Source organism: Frateuria sp. GZRe12, assembly GCF_051900535.1.
Classification (GTDB): domain Bacteria; phylum Pseudomonadota; class Gammaproteobacteria; order Xanthomonadales; family Rhodanobacteraceae; genus Frateuria_A.
In genome coordinates this window covers 367,960-382,896 of the sequence record NZ_JBHZGI010000002.1, presented here as the reverse complement: position 1 = coordinate 382,896, position 14,937 = coordinate 367,960, and the positions used below count along the sequence as shown (strand labels likewise).

Genomic DNA, 14,937 nt, shown 5'->3' with positions numbered 1-14,937 from the left:
AACATGTGTTCGTTAAACCAATTATCGGCCGGGGAGATGAAGCATAAAGTGGCCACGACCGAATTCTAACGTGGGAGTAAACTGGAAGCTTGGAGCTAGAGCTCCGCGAAAGGCGTTCCTTGAACGATTTCTCAATGAGCAAACCAAAGGTCACCGACGAAACCAAGCGCCAACTGGACGAGATGTTCCTCCCGGAACTGCACCAGGCTTGGTGGGCAGAGCACCTCGCGCAACTGCAGGACCAACAGGACGTATGCATCGATCCGTCCCGAGTACGAGCCCTCGAAAGGCGGATCCGAGAGCACTATGAGACGCAGCATGACATCGCCCTGACAAGAACAAGATTGGGCCTCGATCACACGCCCGGCAGCAGCGCGTGATTCGGTGAGCTTGCTGCGTGATCACGGATCTCGGCATGAGCAAAAAAACCGTCTCCGAGGAAACCAAGCGGAAGCTATCTGAAATGTTTCTAGCGGAGCTGCATCAGGCTTGGTGGGCAGAGCGCCTTGCTCAACTGCGGTGCGAACGAAACGAAGCGAGCGATCCCAATGAAGTCCGAATGCTCGAGGCGCGGATCCAAGAGCACTACAAATTCCGGCACAACGTTGGGTCCTCAAGACAGAGATTGGGCCTGATCCCCCCGCCGCCAGCGCGCTGAGTCAGGGCGGTTAACTGCGAGATCTATTGCTGTCAGGCTATGGCGCTAGCCGAACTGCTGCCCGCACGACAAGCAGTGGCTGTGGCTGACGCCCCGACGCGGGCTTACCCGGTCTTTCCATCAAGCGCGTTCGCATCCCGCGGGCCATTGATCAGGCGGTTTTCGTATCGTGTGCTCTATACGACAAAAACGCCTTATAAAACAGTATCTTAGCTTGACAAGACTGGCCGATCGGCGCAGTCTCTGGCGCGTCATCCTCGGGGCCCCACCCTTCGTCCCCGTACATGCCCACCCTGGTTGTTCCGGACTGGGCCGGACCGGAGAGCGAGCCGTGCCAAAAGACCTTGCGCCCGGGCTGAACCTTGATCTCTACCTGCCGAGGACACCTGTCCTCACCGGTGCGGAGACCGCCCGGGTCATGGGTTATCCAACCACCGACGCGCTATACAAGGCCCGGCAGGCGGGGCGCTTGCCTATAGAGATGTTCAGATTACCGGGTAGGCGCGGCTGGTTCGCCGCCACGCCATCGGTAAAGGCATGGCTTGAGGCTTCCTTCGCCCCTTCGGCGCACCGCACCAGCAAGGAGAAGTAGCCCATGACTTGATAGCACCTTGGGCTCTCTGAAAAAGAAAACCCCGCGCTGGCACGCAGGGTTTCTTGGTTGTGCGCGGTTTGTCTCTTCCGCAGCACCAGCATGTGAGCCCTCAGACCGTTTGTCAAGCGGCTGCGCCTCGCGGAGCCGTCGTCGTGCGCCCCTTTCGGCGTCATTGCTAACGAGCTTCTGGAGGTCACCGCATGCTTACAGCGTCAGAACTATCCGATCTGCTCATCGCCTATAACCTGCCCGCTGCAGGCCAAGCCTACGTACGCCGGGTACGTGCCAGCGAACCGTCGAGAGCGGTAGCGTCACGTGCGGTGCGTAATACGCCATGGCGTTACGCGAGCCACAAGATGGCTTGCACTATCCAGGGGGAAAGCACGCTAGAGCGCGACTTTCTTCTCATGTGTGAGTACAGCCCGGCTGTGCTCGAGATGTGGGATCAACCCGAAAGCGTGAGCGTCACTTTTGTGGCGGCGAACGGAAGAGTCCACCGAACAAATTACACCGCCGATTTCTTAGTGCTCCGCCAAGATGAGCTCGTTGCGTTCCAGGTTAAGCCTCAGCACGAGTGCGACAGGCTAACAAAGCAAAGACCGGGGCGGTGGCAGAGGAGTGAAGCGGGCTTCGAAGATTTCGCCGCCGCCGAGGCGTTCAAAGCGCTTGGCATTGCTCATAAGGTCGTCACTGAAGACGCTATCAACCCAATCGCGTGTGAAAACTTCGCGCTTCTTTTGCAGGCCCGTAGGTGTCCAGTCGAACCAGAGCCCTCAATCGCCGCCGCTGCCCTGCACATACTGGCTGCGGAGAAGGTGCTCACCCTTGGCGAGCTGCTCCGCAAGACGGCCTTAGCTGACGCAACCCCAATCTTGCGCCTCATAGATCAGCAACGGATCGCAGCTTTGCTCGACCGGCAACGTCTCGCGGAGCCAGATGACGCTCTTGTGGGCATGCGCCTATCTACGCTCAAGGAGGTTGCAGATCTAAGGTGGGGAGCGCTCCTGCGTGTCTCGCATGAGGGCGTGAGGCACGAAGACGCTCCGACCGTGCGTCAGCTCGCGGCGGTCATCGAGCGCCGGAACTTGATGGCCGGCATAGCATCGCACGTTTCCGATCGAACACTACGACGATGGCGGCAGCGCTTGAGCGAGGTGGGAGGCTGCTTGCTGGCGCTCGTCCCTCAAACCCACAAACGCGGAAACAGAGAACGGCGGGTGTCGGAGTTAGATCTCACGCTGATGCGCGAGGCAATCAGAACGGTCCTCCTCGTGCCGAATCCGCCCAAAGCGATCCACGGCTACTACGCCTACGTGCGACTGTCCGCGGAGAGCGCTGCCACTGGTCCCGGCGGCCACCAGCCGGGACCAAAGCCGGTATCGCTCAACACCTTCATGAAGGAGTTCTCTCGGATTCCTGCCGAGGAGCGAGCCTTGGCCCAGGGCGGGCACAGGAGCGCTACGGCCATGGCTGCGCCTGTCGCCCCGCGGGATCGCTCGCTAACGCCCCTGCGTGCTTGGGAGCGCGCTCACATCGATCACTACCTCATTGATCAACACGTCCTCGTTGGCATCTTCGCAAACAAGCGGAAATCCAAGCGTGCGTGGCTCACGGTGATGGTCGATCAAACCACCCAGGTCGTGTTGGCCATATCGGTCTCATTTAGGGATCCAAGCCGGAGAGCGTGTGCCACGGTGATGCGGGATTGCGTGATCCGACATGGCCGCCTTCCGGAAACAGTGGTTGTAGACAACGGATCTGACTTCCAGTCTGTGTACTTCGAAGTTCTCTTAGCGAGGTACGGCGTCTCTAAACAAGACCGGCCACCGGGTGCACCGAGGTTCGGTGGACAAATTGAAGCAGTCTTCCATGGGATCAAAGAGGAGTTGGTTCTTTCGCTCCGAGGCAGTACGGCCAACGACCAACGAGGACGCGCTGTCTCCCGAACCCACCGCGGCGAGCAGCACGCATGTTGGAGCCTTCGGGCGATCTACGATGCCTATCAGCGCTACTTTCTTAAGCATTACAACCTCAAGGTGCGGCCTGGAACCTACGTCTCGGCCGACCAGAAGTTCAGCGGGCTCGAGGGGACATTCGGCTGCTCCGGAATCCCCGTTCCGCCCGATCAGACCTTCCTCATCGCTACAGCCATTCCACTGGATAGGCCCCTTCGCATTGACGCGTGTCGAGGGGTACGGCACTTAGATCGCTGGTACTTCCATCCCGCGCTGCTGACGCCAGGCCTCGAAAGGGTCGATGCCCTTGAGGAGCCATGGAACGACAGGTGCATCTATGTGTCGGTAAACGGTCGGTGGGTACCTTGCTTCTCGGGGCCAGATCATGTGGCGGCCGGTTTGTCCGAAGCTCGAATGCTTGAGTCAATCGTTTTTCTGGAAAACCGGAGCCTAACTGGGGAGATCAAGCGCGAGCAGTACATGGCGCTAGAGCAACAGGCGGCCGAAAACCGCATTATCGAAGGAATGGCTGAAAGCGAAGTAAGAAGAAAACTACGAAACCAAAATAAAGCCCCACCTAGCCGGCCGACGCTCAAAAGTCCTCATCGCGGTGCGACTGAGGCACCTAAGCCATTTGATACAGCGGAGGGTGGCTGGGATGGATATTGAAAAGATCACTAAGCGCCTCCGCCAAACTATTGTATCGCATCCTTATTACAACCTGACATTTCGCCGGCTGTTCAACCACTGCGCACTAGCACAACCCGGCACCGTGATCACCTTGGTTGGCCCGACCCGAGTAGGCAAGACCATGTTGTCGCACAAGCTGGCCAAGGCCCTGGTTGGGGAGAATCACCATCCAGAGCAGCGACCGCTCATTCGGGTCGAAGCTGCCGCAACTGACGGCGGCTTCATCTCGAGCCGCTACATGACGCTTCAATTGTTATCTGCCGTTGGCCACCCCTTCCACGAGGTGGGGTCGTACGAAATTCGCTCCAAAGACCCAGAGAGCCTTATCCGACGGCAGCTAGTCTCCGGGCTTGAGTACAGGGGTACAAAGTTCATCGTGATCGATGAAGCGCACCACTTATTGAGGACTAAGAGCAACCGCAAAGCAGAAGGCATTCTCGACTCAATGAAGTGTCTGGGCAATGAAACCAAGTCCATCGTGGTCTTTATTAGCGGCTACGAGATACTCCGTCACCAGTACCGATCCGCGCACCTTAATGGGCGCCTCCATACCCTGGAATTTTCAAACTACGGGGAAGACGAGGAAGGGCACGAGCTCTTCTCGCGGCTTCTTGCGACGGTAGACGCCATGCTCCCATGGGCGCGTGGGCAAACATTGCTCGCTCACCGAGAGCTGATCTACCGCGGAACTTCTGGCTGTTACGGACAACTGGTGCACTGGACATTGGGTGCCCTTGCAGAGATGGCCGCCAGAGGTGAGTCCGCTTTACGTAAGATCCACTTCTTGGAGACCCGGAAAGAAGTCCAGATTGATGTGATCAGGCAAGACATTGAGGAGGGAAAAAGGATGTTGGCTGGGTTGCCACCCTCCCCGCGAGTGTCGGACGAAGCGCGACCAACAGAAAAATCCACCCGTCGTCCCTTCCAGCGGCGGCCTAAAAGGGACCCGGTAGGGGGCGGTTCGGACTAGTGAGCTTCTACTTCCAAGTTCAGCCGCAGGGCATGGGGACCGCAGAGGTCGAGTGTCTCAGCTCTTATTTGCATCGCCTTGCGCACGCGCACGGCGCTTCCTACCACCAGTTCATGGAACACCTAAGGCACTGGCGGCTATCCACGCTAGGGCAACCTTTGTCTCGACATGACAGCATCCGATACAACGGTTACAGCCGCGAGGTCCCTCCTCTACTCGAGACTCTCCAGGCGGGGACTGGCTTGGCAAATCTTGCAGGTTGCACCCTAATCGCACTTAGGGATGTCTGTGCGGGTAATGCAGTTGGGGCCCTCAAGGGAACTCGAGCATGGTGCGCGGCGTGCTACCGCCAAGCCGAACGCAATTCGGATGTTGTCTATGACCGGCTATATTGGCAGATTCAGGGAATAAGCCGGTGCTCCATCCACTCTTTGGAGCTATCTCAGAGATGTGGTGGGTGCGAGGCGGTGCAAAGAAACAACTCGGGGAAAACGGCGCTATCTCTCTGTGAGCGGTGTGGCGAGAGCCTGGCGGTTGACTCTGACCGTCTCGCGCCGGCCATCAAACAGGATGCCGTGGCCTCCCAGGCGGAAGCTCTCCTTGCCTATACGTCTTCCTCTCCAAGTTCTAGATTCAGGCTGGCGCAGCTTGGCGAGTTTACGAGCACGCTTCTGACGCTATACCCCCGGCGAGTACTCATTGAACATTTCGGTGAGCTCTTCCATAAGCGGTACTATACGTTACGACTCCAGTTGGGAACCCTCCTTGACTTGGCGGCAAAGTTGAATATATCGATAGTCGATATATTGACGGATGGTAGTCGTGCAGCAAGCCAGATGGCGATCCCGTTTGATCTACCTGCGCGTAGAGAGTCTATTTTGCGGCCTCGTTCAGAAAAGGAAAGGCGAGAGCGAGCGTTGGAGTTGTTAGAAGAAGCAACGAAAAAAGGTCCGCCGTATCCTACGCTGGCGTCAATTATTGCTATGGCGGATATTCCCCCAGGGTCAGTGTTTTATCACCGTAAAGATGCTTTTGCCGCCTATGGCGCACTGCGCCGCAAACATGCAGCGAGCGTCCGTAAAGTGCTAGCGCAGAGAATCATCCGCTTAGCAAAGACCTCCTCGGCTGTGCGAACGCTTCCTACGGTGAAAGCAAGGCATAAGTGGCTGGCGGAGAAGACGGGTGCGTCCATTTCTGCGGTGAGGAAAATCCTGGATGCAGAACGCCACAGAAAGCTGCAAGCCATTGATGCGACCAAGACATAAGCACGTCAACTTGCAAAGGCGGCATCTGACGGTAAGGGTGGGGCATGGCCTGGCGTTGGAATTCGTTGTTTAATTGGGTCGACCCAACACGAGGACGACCATGGCTATCAATCTCGATTCACTTTCCCCAGCGGAACTTCAGGCTCTCATCAAGAGCGCGGAAGCGCAGATGCAATCCGCTCGAAAGAGTCATGTCCAGGAAGTCCGTACCAAAATTGAGGCTCTTCTCAAGAGCGCGGGCCTGACCATCGACGAGGTCTACCCCCGGCGCGGGGGGCAAAGGAGCAAGGGTCCGAAGGCTGCGGTGGCGCCGAAGTACCGCAACCCGGAGAACCCTGCCCAAACGTGGTCTGGACGGGGGAAGCGTCCTCTGTGGTTCTCGGAGGCCCTGAAGAAGAGGGGGGTAACGGTCGACAGCATGCTCATTGGCGGCTCTTTGAAGACGTCCGCGCCTGCCAAAAAGGTTCTTCCGAAGACGGCCAAGAAGGCCCCGGCGAAGAAGTAGCCCGAACGCTTCACCGCAAGACTCGACAGGCCCTGTCGTTCTTTTTGTAACCGCGTTTTGCCTGGCAGCGGACGCGTTGCCTCTGCTCGCTACGAACTCAACGTTGAGCTCCGCTTGCGCTCATAGCGTCTCGCTCGAGGATGTACTTGAGCGCGGCGCGGCTGAGGGGGAAAAGCACGTTGTAAAGTAGATCCTTGTTGATGCTAGACCCCTTGTGAGCGACCTTGTTGCGCTGCTCGATCAAGGCGGCGCAGCGCGCCTGGTCTACGACGATAGGCCCCCCCAAGCCGTTAATGCGGGAGCTGCCCACCTCATCGATGATGCGGGCAAGCTTCGCCGCTCGGCCCTCAAGCGTCGCCGTGGGATTGTTCAACAACCCATTGAGGCGTTGCAACGCAGCGCTATTGGGGGACAGGACCTGTTGAAGCTCTGATTTCTGTTCAGGTGAAAAGAGCGGGGTGAACAAGGAAAGAAACTCCTCGCGTTTTTCAAGCTCTTCCAGAATGACGAACCAGAATAGGAACTTCGACTTCGGTTGGGACGCCTTCATACCTTCCACGAAGACATCGGTCAGTGGCGACCAACGCAATGCAGCCAGGCTCTCGGGCTCGACGGCGACGCCTTCGGTCGAAGTCATCTGCATCGACGCCCATATCCCGCCACCCTGCGCGGTGAGCGCTTTCACCTGTGACCATCGGATGTCCAAATAGAGGTTGCCGTACCAGGGATTGCGCTGAACGTCGGCCAGCGTGGCCGACCACGCATCAGCGAGCTGCTGGAGGAAGCCGAACGCATCGGCTTTGGTCATCGCGCGGTCAAAGGCGATCTTCAGAAGCCCCGTATCGCCGTTCGAGCGCTCCATGGCGAACTTCGACAGGGGCACCCCTAGGATGGAGATGTCTCGAAAAGCAATCTCCGCAGAGCGATTCTCCGCCGGCTCGCCTAGGCGAACGAACTCACCCCTGAGCGCCGACTGAAACCCGGGATAGGCGATCTCATGCGAAGCGACCAGCTTGAGCGGCGCTTCAAGTGCGTAGACGGTTCTATCGTCGGAACTCATGTGTCGGTCCATTGTTCTCGAGGGTATTGTCCCAAGCAGAGCTTCACGCGCTGACCCGCCTGAAGCTGATGGGGTGCTCGGGCCTAAGAACGGTGTCGGATAAGTGATTTGCGATCCGTCGCGGCAAAAGCATCGACGGGTTGGCCAACAACTTACACAGAAAATTCCACCCCTAGCAGATCGGATAGCTGGCTCAGTTCGGCTCGGCCTTTCTCGCCTTTGGGCTCGCCATCCGCGTCGAACAGATCAGGGTAAAGACTCGGTGCGCTGACGGACATGGCAATTTGCTGCTCCGTTCCGTCCGGGACATCAGTTGTGCTCACCGACTGCACGGTGAAGTAGCGCAACATGTTATGGAGTGGAGAATCTGCGGTCACGAATTTGCCGTTCTTGAATGGTCCACCCCTCGCGCCGTCGCGTTGGATCAAGCTGGCCATTGTTCCGGCGATGCGCGAGATAGCTTGGACGTCACCAAGGGCGTTCCCGGGGTTGAACTTCTCTGGGTTCCCAGCGAACTTCATCACTCGTTGGGCGTCTTCGCACCCATACACGCATGCGATCGTGACCAACACCACCGGGTGGCTCGTGATGATTCCAAGCTCCTGTGCTTTGGCGCACAGCACCCTAGCTATATTGAGGCGCTTTCCATCGGCAGCCCTGTTATGAAGCCTTTGGTCGTTCGCGTACTGAAGAAACGCCAGATACGCTGAGGCTGACTCCTCCGGATGGGCCCCGAACAAGTCAGTGGCATAGGCCTCGACGAAATCCCAAGGCTCGATCACGGGCGCACTCTGGAAGAACGCGGCCATAGCAACCCAGTCACGCCGCGCCTCTGCGATGAACTCCTGCACAGAAAACTTGCTCCGCTGGTCGCTCGCCTTCTCCATCAGCGCAGGAAGGTAGGACACGCCGTTGTGTGGAAGATCGAGCTCCTGGAGTGCTTGGATCGACTCCTTGTGGCGCTCGTCCTTCAAGGTCTGTGTCGGGAGATAGTCCTTGATGTGGCTGATCGCACAAATGTCCAGGAAGTAGACGGTGGGCACCCTCAGCATCCATTGCCGCATGGCGGAGCCGAACGCCTCAGCCTGGTCTGGAGGAACACTCAGGCGCATAGTGATCTGCCTGACCTCAGGCTCGTTCGAATCCATTGAATCTTCTCCTGCCAATTGTGCGCTCCCAGCAGACAAGCACGCCTATTCTAGGCGGATGCGAAGGTCAGTTCCCTCGACAGGAACAGCGTGGTGGCTAGGAGCCACAACAATGCTGGTCGTTCATTGCCCGCAATTTGCGACAAGTCACCGTCTGGATGGGCTCGTACGCAGCAGCCAAGCCACGGGCAACCGTAGAGATCACTATTAATCTGGTCTCGGCAGCAGCGCCATGTCGAAAGGCGCGCCTGGAAGAGGAGCCTCGCACTGCGCCCAACCAATTACCTTCATTCAACAATCAATCACTTGGTCCTTGCCGCTCCAATGCACCGATGACTGCGACAATAACGGCGGCAGCTTCGGGCTTCCGTTCCAACAAAAGAAGGAGGCGCTTAGTCAGACTTTCGGCTTCGTGACCAAGATTGCCATCACACGTAATGTTGAGCGCTGTGCAAATTTTCCGCACAGACGTGCTCAAAGTGGCGAATCTTCCGTGCTCGGCACGAACAACCGTTGAGTGATGAACGTTTGCGCGAAGTGCTAGCTCTGGCGTCGTAAGCCCCACAGAGAGCCGCCTAGCACGGATACTGGCTCCCAGTGCCGTCGCGTCGGAAATGTTGTTGAAGCGTTGTGCCATATGTGCGAGAATACTGCACAGACGAACCGGGATCCAGCTAGTGGCCGTATATGTCGATTCCGAATACATCGTGTGGCGCGGTAAGACATGGTGCCATTTAGTCGCTGACTCGACCGATGAGCTGCATGCGTTCGCAAGACGACTCGGTCTCCGCGCAAGCTGGTTCCAATCAAAAAATCGTTACCCACATTACGACGTAACTCAATTTCTGCAGCAGCGTGCACTGGCCATGGGCGCTATCCTTGCCGATCGGCGCACGATCGTAGAGTGCGGCAGAAAAATGCGGGCCGAGATGGCCGAACAGTGCGAGAGGGAGCATCCTGCCCTCGTACTCTTTTCGTCCTAAGGTCACACTCCCATGCTCACTGCCCAGCCGCTCCCCACTCCGCTTTCCATTCCCCAATACGCGCTACAGGCTGGTGAGACCAATCGTTTCAGTAGCCAGCAGCAGGAGCTCGAATTCCTAAGGCTTGGCTACTTCGGCGAGATCGGCGGATTGTTGGCGGTCGTGAAAAAAACCGTCCGTGACCAATTGAGTGAAACACAACATGAACTGGCGGCAGAAGAGCTGGGCGACGCGCTCTGGTACCTCGTAGCTGCTGCCGGTCGCCTTGGAATCTCGCCCGACGATCTGGGTGCCCACGCGCTAGCTACCCTGCGGAAGAATTTCAAGGAGAGCGAACTTCCCCCTCCGCAGCCAGTGACTTTCCGACACTTGGATGGCTTGGTCCAGTCGCATCGCGACTACTTGGTAAGCGATCGATCGGAATGGCTCGGTAGGATTGCGCAATCTGCAGGAGTGATCGCGCAGACGACGGACGAGCAATTTAGAGGGATGGCTCGTCCTGCGGTTGCGCAGCACTTTGGGCTGGCATTAGCCATTTGGGCGCAGGTGTGCGGCAGCTTTGATTTGCGCTCGGAAGACGTTGCGCGAGAAAACCTGCAGAAGATCCGAAGTCGCTGGCCTGGTGACAATCCTGTCTATCCAGACTTTTTCGATCCCGAGTCGAAGTACGAAGCTCACGAGCGCTTCCCCCGAGTTCTACCAATCCGGTTCGTAGAGCGGGGCAATCAAAGGGACGGACACGTCGTTCAAATGATCGGCGACGTCTTCGTTGGTGATCGTCTGACCGATAACAGCAACGAACCCGACGACTACCGGTTCCATGACGTTTTTCACCTTGCCTATATCGCGCATCTCGGCTGGTCGCCGGTCATGCGAGGTCTGCTAAAGCGTAAGCGCAAGTCCGAGCCAAAGATTGATGAAAACGAGGACGGCGCCCGAGCGATGATTATCGAAGAAGGCATTGCGACGTGGATCTTCAATCATGCTAAGCGTCGAGGACTCTATCGAGACGTGAGGCCAGGTGGTTTGGATTACAGTTTGCTGAAGCAGATTCACAGCATGGTGCAGGGTTACGAGGTCTATCGGTGCGAACTCTGGCAGTGGGAGCGCGCCATCCTTGACGGGTTCGCAATTTTCCGGGAGCTCCAGCAGCACCGAGGCGGTACGGTTGAGGTCGACATGCTCAATCACAAGCTAAACTTCTTGGCGCCGCCGTAGGTCAACTCATGACGCCAACCGAATTTGTTCGCGCCCTCTCGCAGCTCAGCCTTGAGAACGTCTTCAATCCGTATCGCGACAGGTGCGCATCCTGCGATCAAGGTAACGCACCGGCAGTACGTCGAAAGAATTTGCGCACGTACTTGGCCGCAGTCGAAAGTCTTGGGATAGACACAATTTGGATGGGCCGCGATCTTGGTTACCGCGGAGGCCGTCGGACTGGCCTTGCTCTCACCGACGAAGCCCATCTGTCTGCAGCCGCTCAATTTTACCCCGGCTCGGTGCTATCGAGAGGTACCGTTGGGCCGGCGGTTGCGGAGCGTACGGCGGCAGAGATTTGGGGCGTGCTCCAGCGCCTGAAACAGATGCCGCTATTATGGAACGTCTTCCCGCTGCACCCTCACCAGCCAGGCGCACCGTTTTCTAACCGCCGTTTTACTGCTCGCGAGCTGACAGAAGTAGAAGGTTTGAATGCAGAACTGCTGAGCTGGTTGAAAATCAAGCACATCGTGGCGATTGGTCAAGACGCAGGTCAATATGCTGGCCGCCTCGGCGTCCGAGTGACTGTCATTCGCCATCCAAGTTACGGCGGAGTGCGGGAATTTCGCGAAGGAATGCAGTCCCTCTACCCCCAACCCCGCCACCTCGCAGCCCGTCAAGCGGCATTGTTTTAAGCGGACTGGGCCTGTATCACACGGCAAACGTCGGAACGGGAGCCTAAGCCTCCGTCGAGCTCGGCATGAGTTGAAAGGCACGTTAGGCTGCCAATCTGCATGCCCGATTCTTTGGCCACGAACCCAAGGAGCTGCGCTAGTCCGACGAGATTGCCCAACGCTCGATGGGCGTAATAGTGGTGTCGGTACATAGCCGTAAGGTCGAGTCGTTCGCGGTCGGTAATTTTGAAGGACAGATGGCTAAGGCACTGCATATTTCGCAACTTCCTCCGGTCCACATGCGGATCGTACAGCGGAAGCTCTGAGCCGCCTTCCGGAAACTCGATTGCATCGTGGAGACCGACTTCCAGCACGCTCTGCCACATTCTTCCACGACGCTTCATCTCCGTGATCTTCTTGATCGCGTCTTCCAACGGGTTGAAGGTCCCCTTGCGGCCTGTCCGTGACATGAGGCGAAGCGCGTACGTACCCCACGCTCCTGGCGATTGACCCCGACGAATCTGTTCGATCGCAGGCCGATAGAAGCCAGGGCGCCCAAGGCGGCGATATAGGCCGTTCGGGAAGATTGTTGAAGCAACTGTTTCAACCGTGAAGCCGTTCGAATGGCGCCGGAGCGCTTCGTCGACATTGCGAAGAATGGTTCTGTCGTCAGCCGTGACCTCGTAAGGTTTAGCTACTTCGATGACGACATTGCGGAGTCCTGCGGATGGAGCGCTGAGCAAGCGCCCGACGGCATCGCGCCAGGCCGGAACTACACGCTCGTTCTCGATCAAGGTTGCCATGCGCTAGCGCCAAAAATGCAAAAGGTGTGGTCGGTGACGTAGTTTTTCGGAAGCCATGCGTGTCCGTTGTCTCCCCAATCAAGGCCCCAACTGTTGCGGATTCGAACATAGTGCGTACCGGCTCTCTCGCCAAGGCCAACTGCGATGACCGCATGACCAGAATAGGGCAATGTCTCGGCTTCGTAGGCTATGACGTCGTCCTGAGGCGTGTAAAACGAGCGAGTGAGCCTGAGCCCAAGACCGACAGGCTGGCGAGCGTGGAGCGCGGTTACGAGTGTGGTGAAATCGAGCGGCCACGGCGATAGCGCGCTTCGATAGAGGATCGTCCCTGGCAAGAGTGTGGGGAGCGCAATCGGCGAGGTTGGTTCATTTGTCTGATAAGGAGCGTAGCTCTCTTCAGGCTGCCCGGAAGCAGCCGAACACAGTCCTGACTCAAGCGAGAGGCCTTGCCCGCCATACCGATTACCATCGAGCAATGCGGCTCGATAGAGATACTCAGGGCTAAGAAAGCCAGGTGCCGGTGCATAGTGTCGATTGATATCGGAAACCGCAAAAGCCAAGCACGTCGGTCGGTCACCTTGATCACGGGCTCTGCCGAAGTACTGCTCTACCGTAGAAACAATCCCGATCGTCACGTCAGCCTGATCTCATCCAGCAAGGAGGCTCGCGATGCGGGCGTTAAGCCGGGGGCCAGCGGCTCTGGCGCATACCCGAGTTCAAGCTGAGCGCGAGGATCCAAAGGTCGCCACGGTCTGCGCTCGGTAAGAACAAGTGGCCGCCACTGGATCTGTCCTCGCGGCGACAGCGTGTCGAGGATCCGGTAGCCGCCAAGACTGGCGTCGCCAAGCAACTGGCACTCATCCCCTCCGCTTGACGGTACGGTCAACGACTCAACCCTGAACCCTTCGGCACGCGCCTGGTCGACATCCCACAGGTATCCGCTCGTTGCGTGGTTCGGCAACTTGGCCAAGAGGACGTCGTTGACCCGTGGTTCTAGCAAGGTGTTACGGTCAAACTCGTCTATGAGCCAGACATCTCGCTTGATGTCCCCGTCATAGGCTACGCCCTGCAGAATCTGCCGCTTGATCGCGGCAGGCTCGACCTTGAGTAGCCTGTTGCGGATAGGCGCATCAATCAGCCTCTGCCGCGAGAGCGACCACACCATTGCCGTGAAGCTCACTCCAAGCCGCAGCGACAATTGGTAGACGACATTAGGCTCGCTAAGAACGCTCAAGCCCCAGCACTTGGCCTTCATAACTCGTGCGATCAGGCGGCGCGGGGTAAGCAGCTGGTACGCGAACCAGTCGGCTTCGCGCTCATGCTCCGATGCGCTGTCCCCATATTCAACCTTATCGTCGACAGCATCCTCGTGGCCCATGAAGTAGTGGCCAAGCTCATGCGCGCAGGTCATGTGGATCTGTCCCGCGGGACGTTCGACGTTCAACAAGATTCCTGGGCCTGCTTCGCGGAGGAACGCGCCAAGCAGCTTGTCCATTGGCCGCAGGAGCACCGAGATCCCGGCCTGAGCCGCAATATAAAACGGATCAACGCGGGTATAGCCCTCTCGCATGGCGCGGGCGATGGCCCCAGTCGAGTCAAGAACCTCGAAAGCCCGGGCGCTGGCACGCTTTTCCGTCGGAAGGTTCGCCATGTGCTCAGTCCGACCGCTTGCCATGCTTGAGGAACTCGGCGAAGCGGGCGACCTCGCCGAGATCTCGCTCCGAAAGCCCCCTCACGGCACGCGCAAGGAATGCCAGTTGGGCAGGTTCCGCGGCCGGAGTCCGCATGCCGGTGAGTAGGTAGTCGACCGTTCGACGATATAGACGAGCTAAGTGATGCAGTTCGGTCGCCTCGACTTTCCGGCTACCGTTCTCAATATTCGTCACCGCCGGCCGCGAGAGGCCAAGGGCCGATGCCACTTCATCTTGGGACAGCCCGACGTACTCACGAGATTCGCGAAGACGCTGAGCGATCGCTACCCGACTGGCTTCACTTTCACCCATTGTCGGTCTCCGAGATCACCTCGAGCACCTTGCTGCAAACGCTCGATACGAAGTCGTCGACGTCCGAGTAGCCACCTTTTCGGATGATCTGGTCGACCGGGAGCTTACGGTTGAGCAGTTTGTCGATCTCCATGATCGCCTCTAAGGAGGTGATCGAATCTAAAGGCGCGCCCAGCTCTTCAATGGAGCACGGTTCACCCTCCAACGAGATCGCTCGCTCCTCCCAGAAATCCCTGAGAAGCTTTTCTATGTCCGCCTGCCTACTTTCCATAGGTAAGCTTTCCCCACAAGGAAGGTACGAAAAGCGTACCACAAGAAATGCCCGCCGCCATATGCACGGGTCAGAGGTGGACAGGTATTGCTTCAACTGAAGCAAAAAGTGACCAAACGGCCACGTTTTGCTCAAACGAACAACATGGGCCATCGATACG

The 14,937-nt window shown here is 57.9% G+C and carries 16 protein-coding genes and 1 pseudogene; 10 read left to right on the top strand and 7 right to left on the bottom strand.

Features of this window, described 5'->3' with window-relative positions:
* Nucleotides 1-134 precede the first annotated feature (134 nt).
* From ACFWZ4_RS07535 to ACFWZ4_RS07505, 7 genes and pseudogenes are all read left to right on the top strand, one after another.
* A complete protein-coding gene (locus tag ACFWZ4_RS07535) occupies nucleotides 135-380 on the top strand; it encodes a hypothetical protein (protein WP_439704103.1) in 246 nt (81 codons plus the stop codon).
* A gap of 35 nt (nucleotides 381-415) precedes the next feature.
* Nucleotides 416-658, top strand: coding sequence for a hypothetical protein (locus ACFWZ4_RS07530; protein WP_439704102.1), 243 nt, complete (start codon nucleotides 416-418; stop codon nucleotides 656-658).
* A 1,002-nt stretch (nucleotides 659-1,660) separates the two neighbouring features.
* Nucleotides 1,661-3,877, top strand: a complete 2,217-nt coding sequence (locus tag ACFWZ4_RS07525; protein ID WP_439704101.1) for a DDE-type integrase/transposase/recombinase — start codon at nucleotides 1,661-1,663, stop codon at nucleotides 3,875-3,877.
* Nucleotides 3,867-4,868: an AAA family ATPase gene (locus tag ACFWZ4_RS07520; protein WP_439704100.1), complete on the top strand. Its 1,002-nt coding sequence runs from the start codon at nucleotides 3,867-3,869 to the stop codon at nucleotides 4,866-4,868. The genes ACFWZ4_RS07525 and ACFWZ4_RS07520 overlap by 11 nt, the downstream gene beginning before the upstream one ends.
* A 32-nt stretch (nucleotides 4,869-4,900) precedes the next feature.
* Nucleotides 4,901-5,296: pseudogene (locus tag ACFWZ4_RS07515) on the top strand (TniQ family protein); the annotation flags it as partial.
* 408 nt (nucleotides 5,297-5,704) lie between these two features.
* Nucleotides 5,705-6,133 (top strand): hypothetical protein, encoded by a 429-nt coding sequence (locus ACFWZ4_RS07510; RefSeq protein WP_439704282.1) that lies wholly within the window; start codon nucleotides 5,705-5,707, stop codon nucleotides 6,131-6,133.
* A 100-nt stretch (nucleotides 6,134-6,233) separates the two neighbouring features.
* A complete protein-coding gene (locus ACFWZ4_RS07505) occupies nucleotides 6,234-6,638 on the top strand; it encodes an H-NS histone family protein (protein WP_439704099.1) in 405 nt (134 codons plus the stop codon).
* Nucleotides 6,639-6,735: 97 nt separating this feature from the next.
* Here the strand turns inward: ACFWZ4_RS07505 and ACFWZ4_RS07500 are convergent, their stop codons facing one another.
* Together ACFWZ4_RS07500 and ACFWZ4_RS07495 are read right to left on the bottom strand one after the other, a co-directional pair.
* Complete coding sequence (locus tag ACFWZ4_RS07500) at nucleotides 6,736-7,698, bottom strand: hypothetical protein (protein WP_439704098.1); 963 nt, start codon at nucleotides 7,696-7,698, stop codon at nucleotides 6,736-6,738.
* A gap of 152 nt (nucleotides 7,699-7,850) precedes the next feature.
* On the bottom strand, nucleotides 7,851-8,846 hold the full coding sequence (locus tag ACFWZ4_RS07495; RefSeq protein WP_439704097.1) for a hypothetical protein: 996 nt from the start codon (nucleotides 8,844-8,846) through the stop codon (nucleotides 7,851-7,853).
* Nucleotides 8,847-9,460: 614 nt separating this feature from the next.
* On the opposite strand from ACFWZ4_RS07495, the gene ACFWZ4_RS07490 reads away from it, so the two are divergent.
* The 3 genes from ACFWZ4_RS07490 (at nucleotide 9,461) to ACFWZ4_RS07480 (ending at nucleotide 11,721) form a co-directional block, all read left to right on the top strand.
* Nucleotides 9,461-9,829, top strand: coding sequence for a DUF4031 domain-containing protein (locus ACFWZ4_RS07490; protein ID WP_439704096.1), 369 nt, complete (start codon nucleotides 9,461-9,463; stop codon nucleotides 9,827-9,829).
* A 12-nt stretch (nucleotides 9,830-9,841) separates the two neighbouring features.
* Complete coding sequence (locus ACFWZ4_RS07485) at nucleotides 9,842-11,047, top strand: nucleoside triphosphate pyrophosphohydrolase family protein (RefSeq protein ID WP_439704095.1); 1,206 nt, start codon at nucleotides 9,842-9,844, stop codon at nucleotides 11,045-11,047.
* Nucleotides 11,048-11,391: 344 nt separating this feature from the next.
* On the top strand, nucleotides 11,392-11,721 hold the full coding sequence (locus ACFWZ4_RS07480; RefSeq protein WP_439704094.1) for a hypothetical protein: 330 nt from the start codon (nucleotides 11,392-11,394) through the stop codon (nucleotides 11,719-11,721).
* On the opposite strand, the gene ACFWZ4_RS07475 is transcribed toward ACFWZ4_RS07480, so the two are convergent.
* Genes ACFWZ4_RS07475 through ACFWZ4_RS07455 form a run of 5 tightly spaced genes read right to left on the bottom strand, consistent with a single transcriptional unit; the run spans nucleotide 11,718 to nucleotide 14,930 of the window.
* Nucleotides 11,718-12,503 carry a hypothetical protein gene (locus tag ACFWZ4_RS07475; protein ID WP_439704093.1) on the bottom strand — a complete coding sequence of 262 codons (786 nt, stop codon included), beginning with the start codon at nucleotides 12,501-12,503 and terminating at the stop codon, nucleotides 11,718-11,720. The genes ACFWZ4_RS07480 and ACFWZ4_RS07475 overlap by 4 nt on opposite strands.
* Nucleotides 12,491-13,138 (bottom strand): C1 family peptidase, encoded by a 648-nt coding sequence (locus ACFWZ4_RS07470; RefSeq protein ID WP_439704092.1) that lies wholly within the window; start codon nucleotides 13,136-13,138, stop codon nucleotides 12,491-12,493. Before ACFWZ4_RS07470 ends, ACFWZ4_RS07475 begins: the two co-directional genes overlap by 13 nt.
* Nucleotides 13,135-14,154: an ImmA/IrrE family metallo-endopeptidase gene (locus tag ACFWZ4_RS07465; RefSeq protein WP_439704091.1), complete on the bottom strand. Its 1,020-nt coding sequence runs from the start codon at nucleotides 14,152-14,154 to the stop codon at nucleotides 13,135-13,137. Before ACFWZ4_RS07465 ends, ACFWZ4_RS07470 begins: the two co-directional genes overlap by 4 nt.
* Nucleotides 14,155-14,158: 4 nt before the next feature.
* On the bottom strand, nucleotides 14,159-14,506 hold the full coding sequence (locus ACFWZ4_RS07460; protein ID WP_439704090.1) for a helix-turn-helix domain-containing protein: 348 nt from the start codon (nucleotides 14,504-14,506) through the stop codon (nucleotides 14,159-14,161).
* On the bottom strand, nucleotides 14,499-14,930 hold the full coding sequence (locus ACFWZ4_RS07455; protein WP_439704089.1) for a hypothetical protein: 432 nt from the start codon (nucleotides 14,928-14,930) through the stop codon (nucleotides 14,499-14,501). Before ACFWZ4_RS07455 ends, ACFWZ4_RS07460 begins: the two co-directional genes overlap by 8 nt.
* Nucleotides 14,931-14,937: the final 7 nt, after the last annotated feature.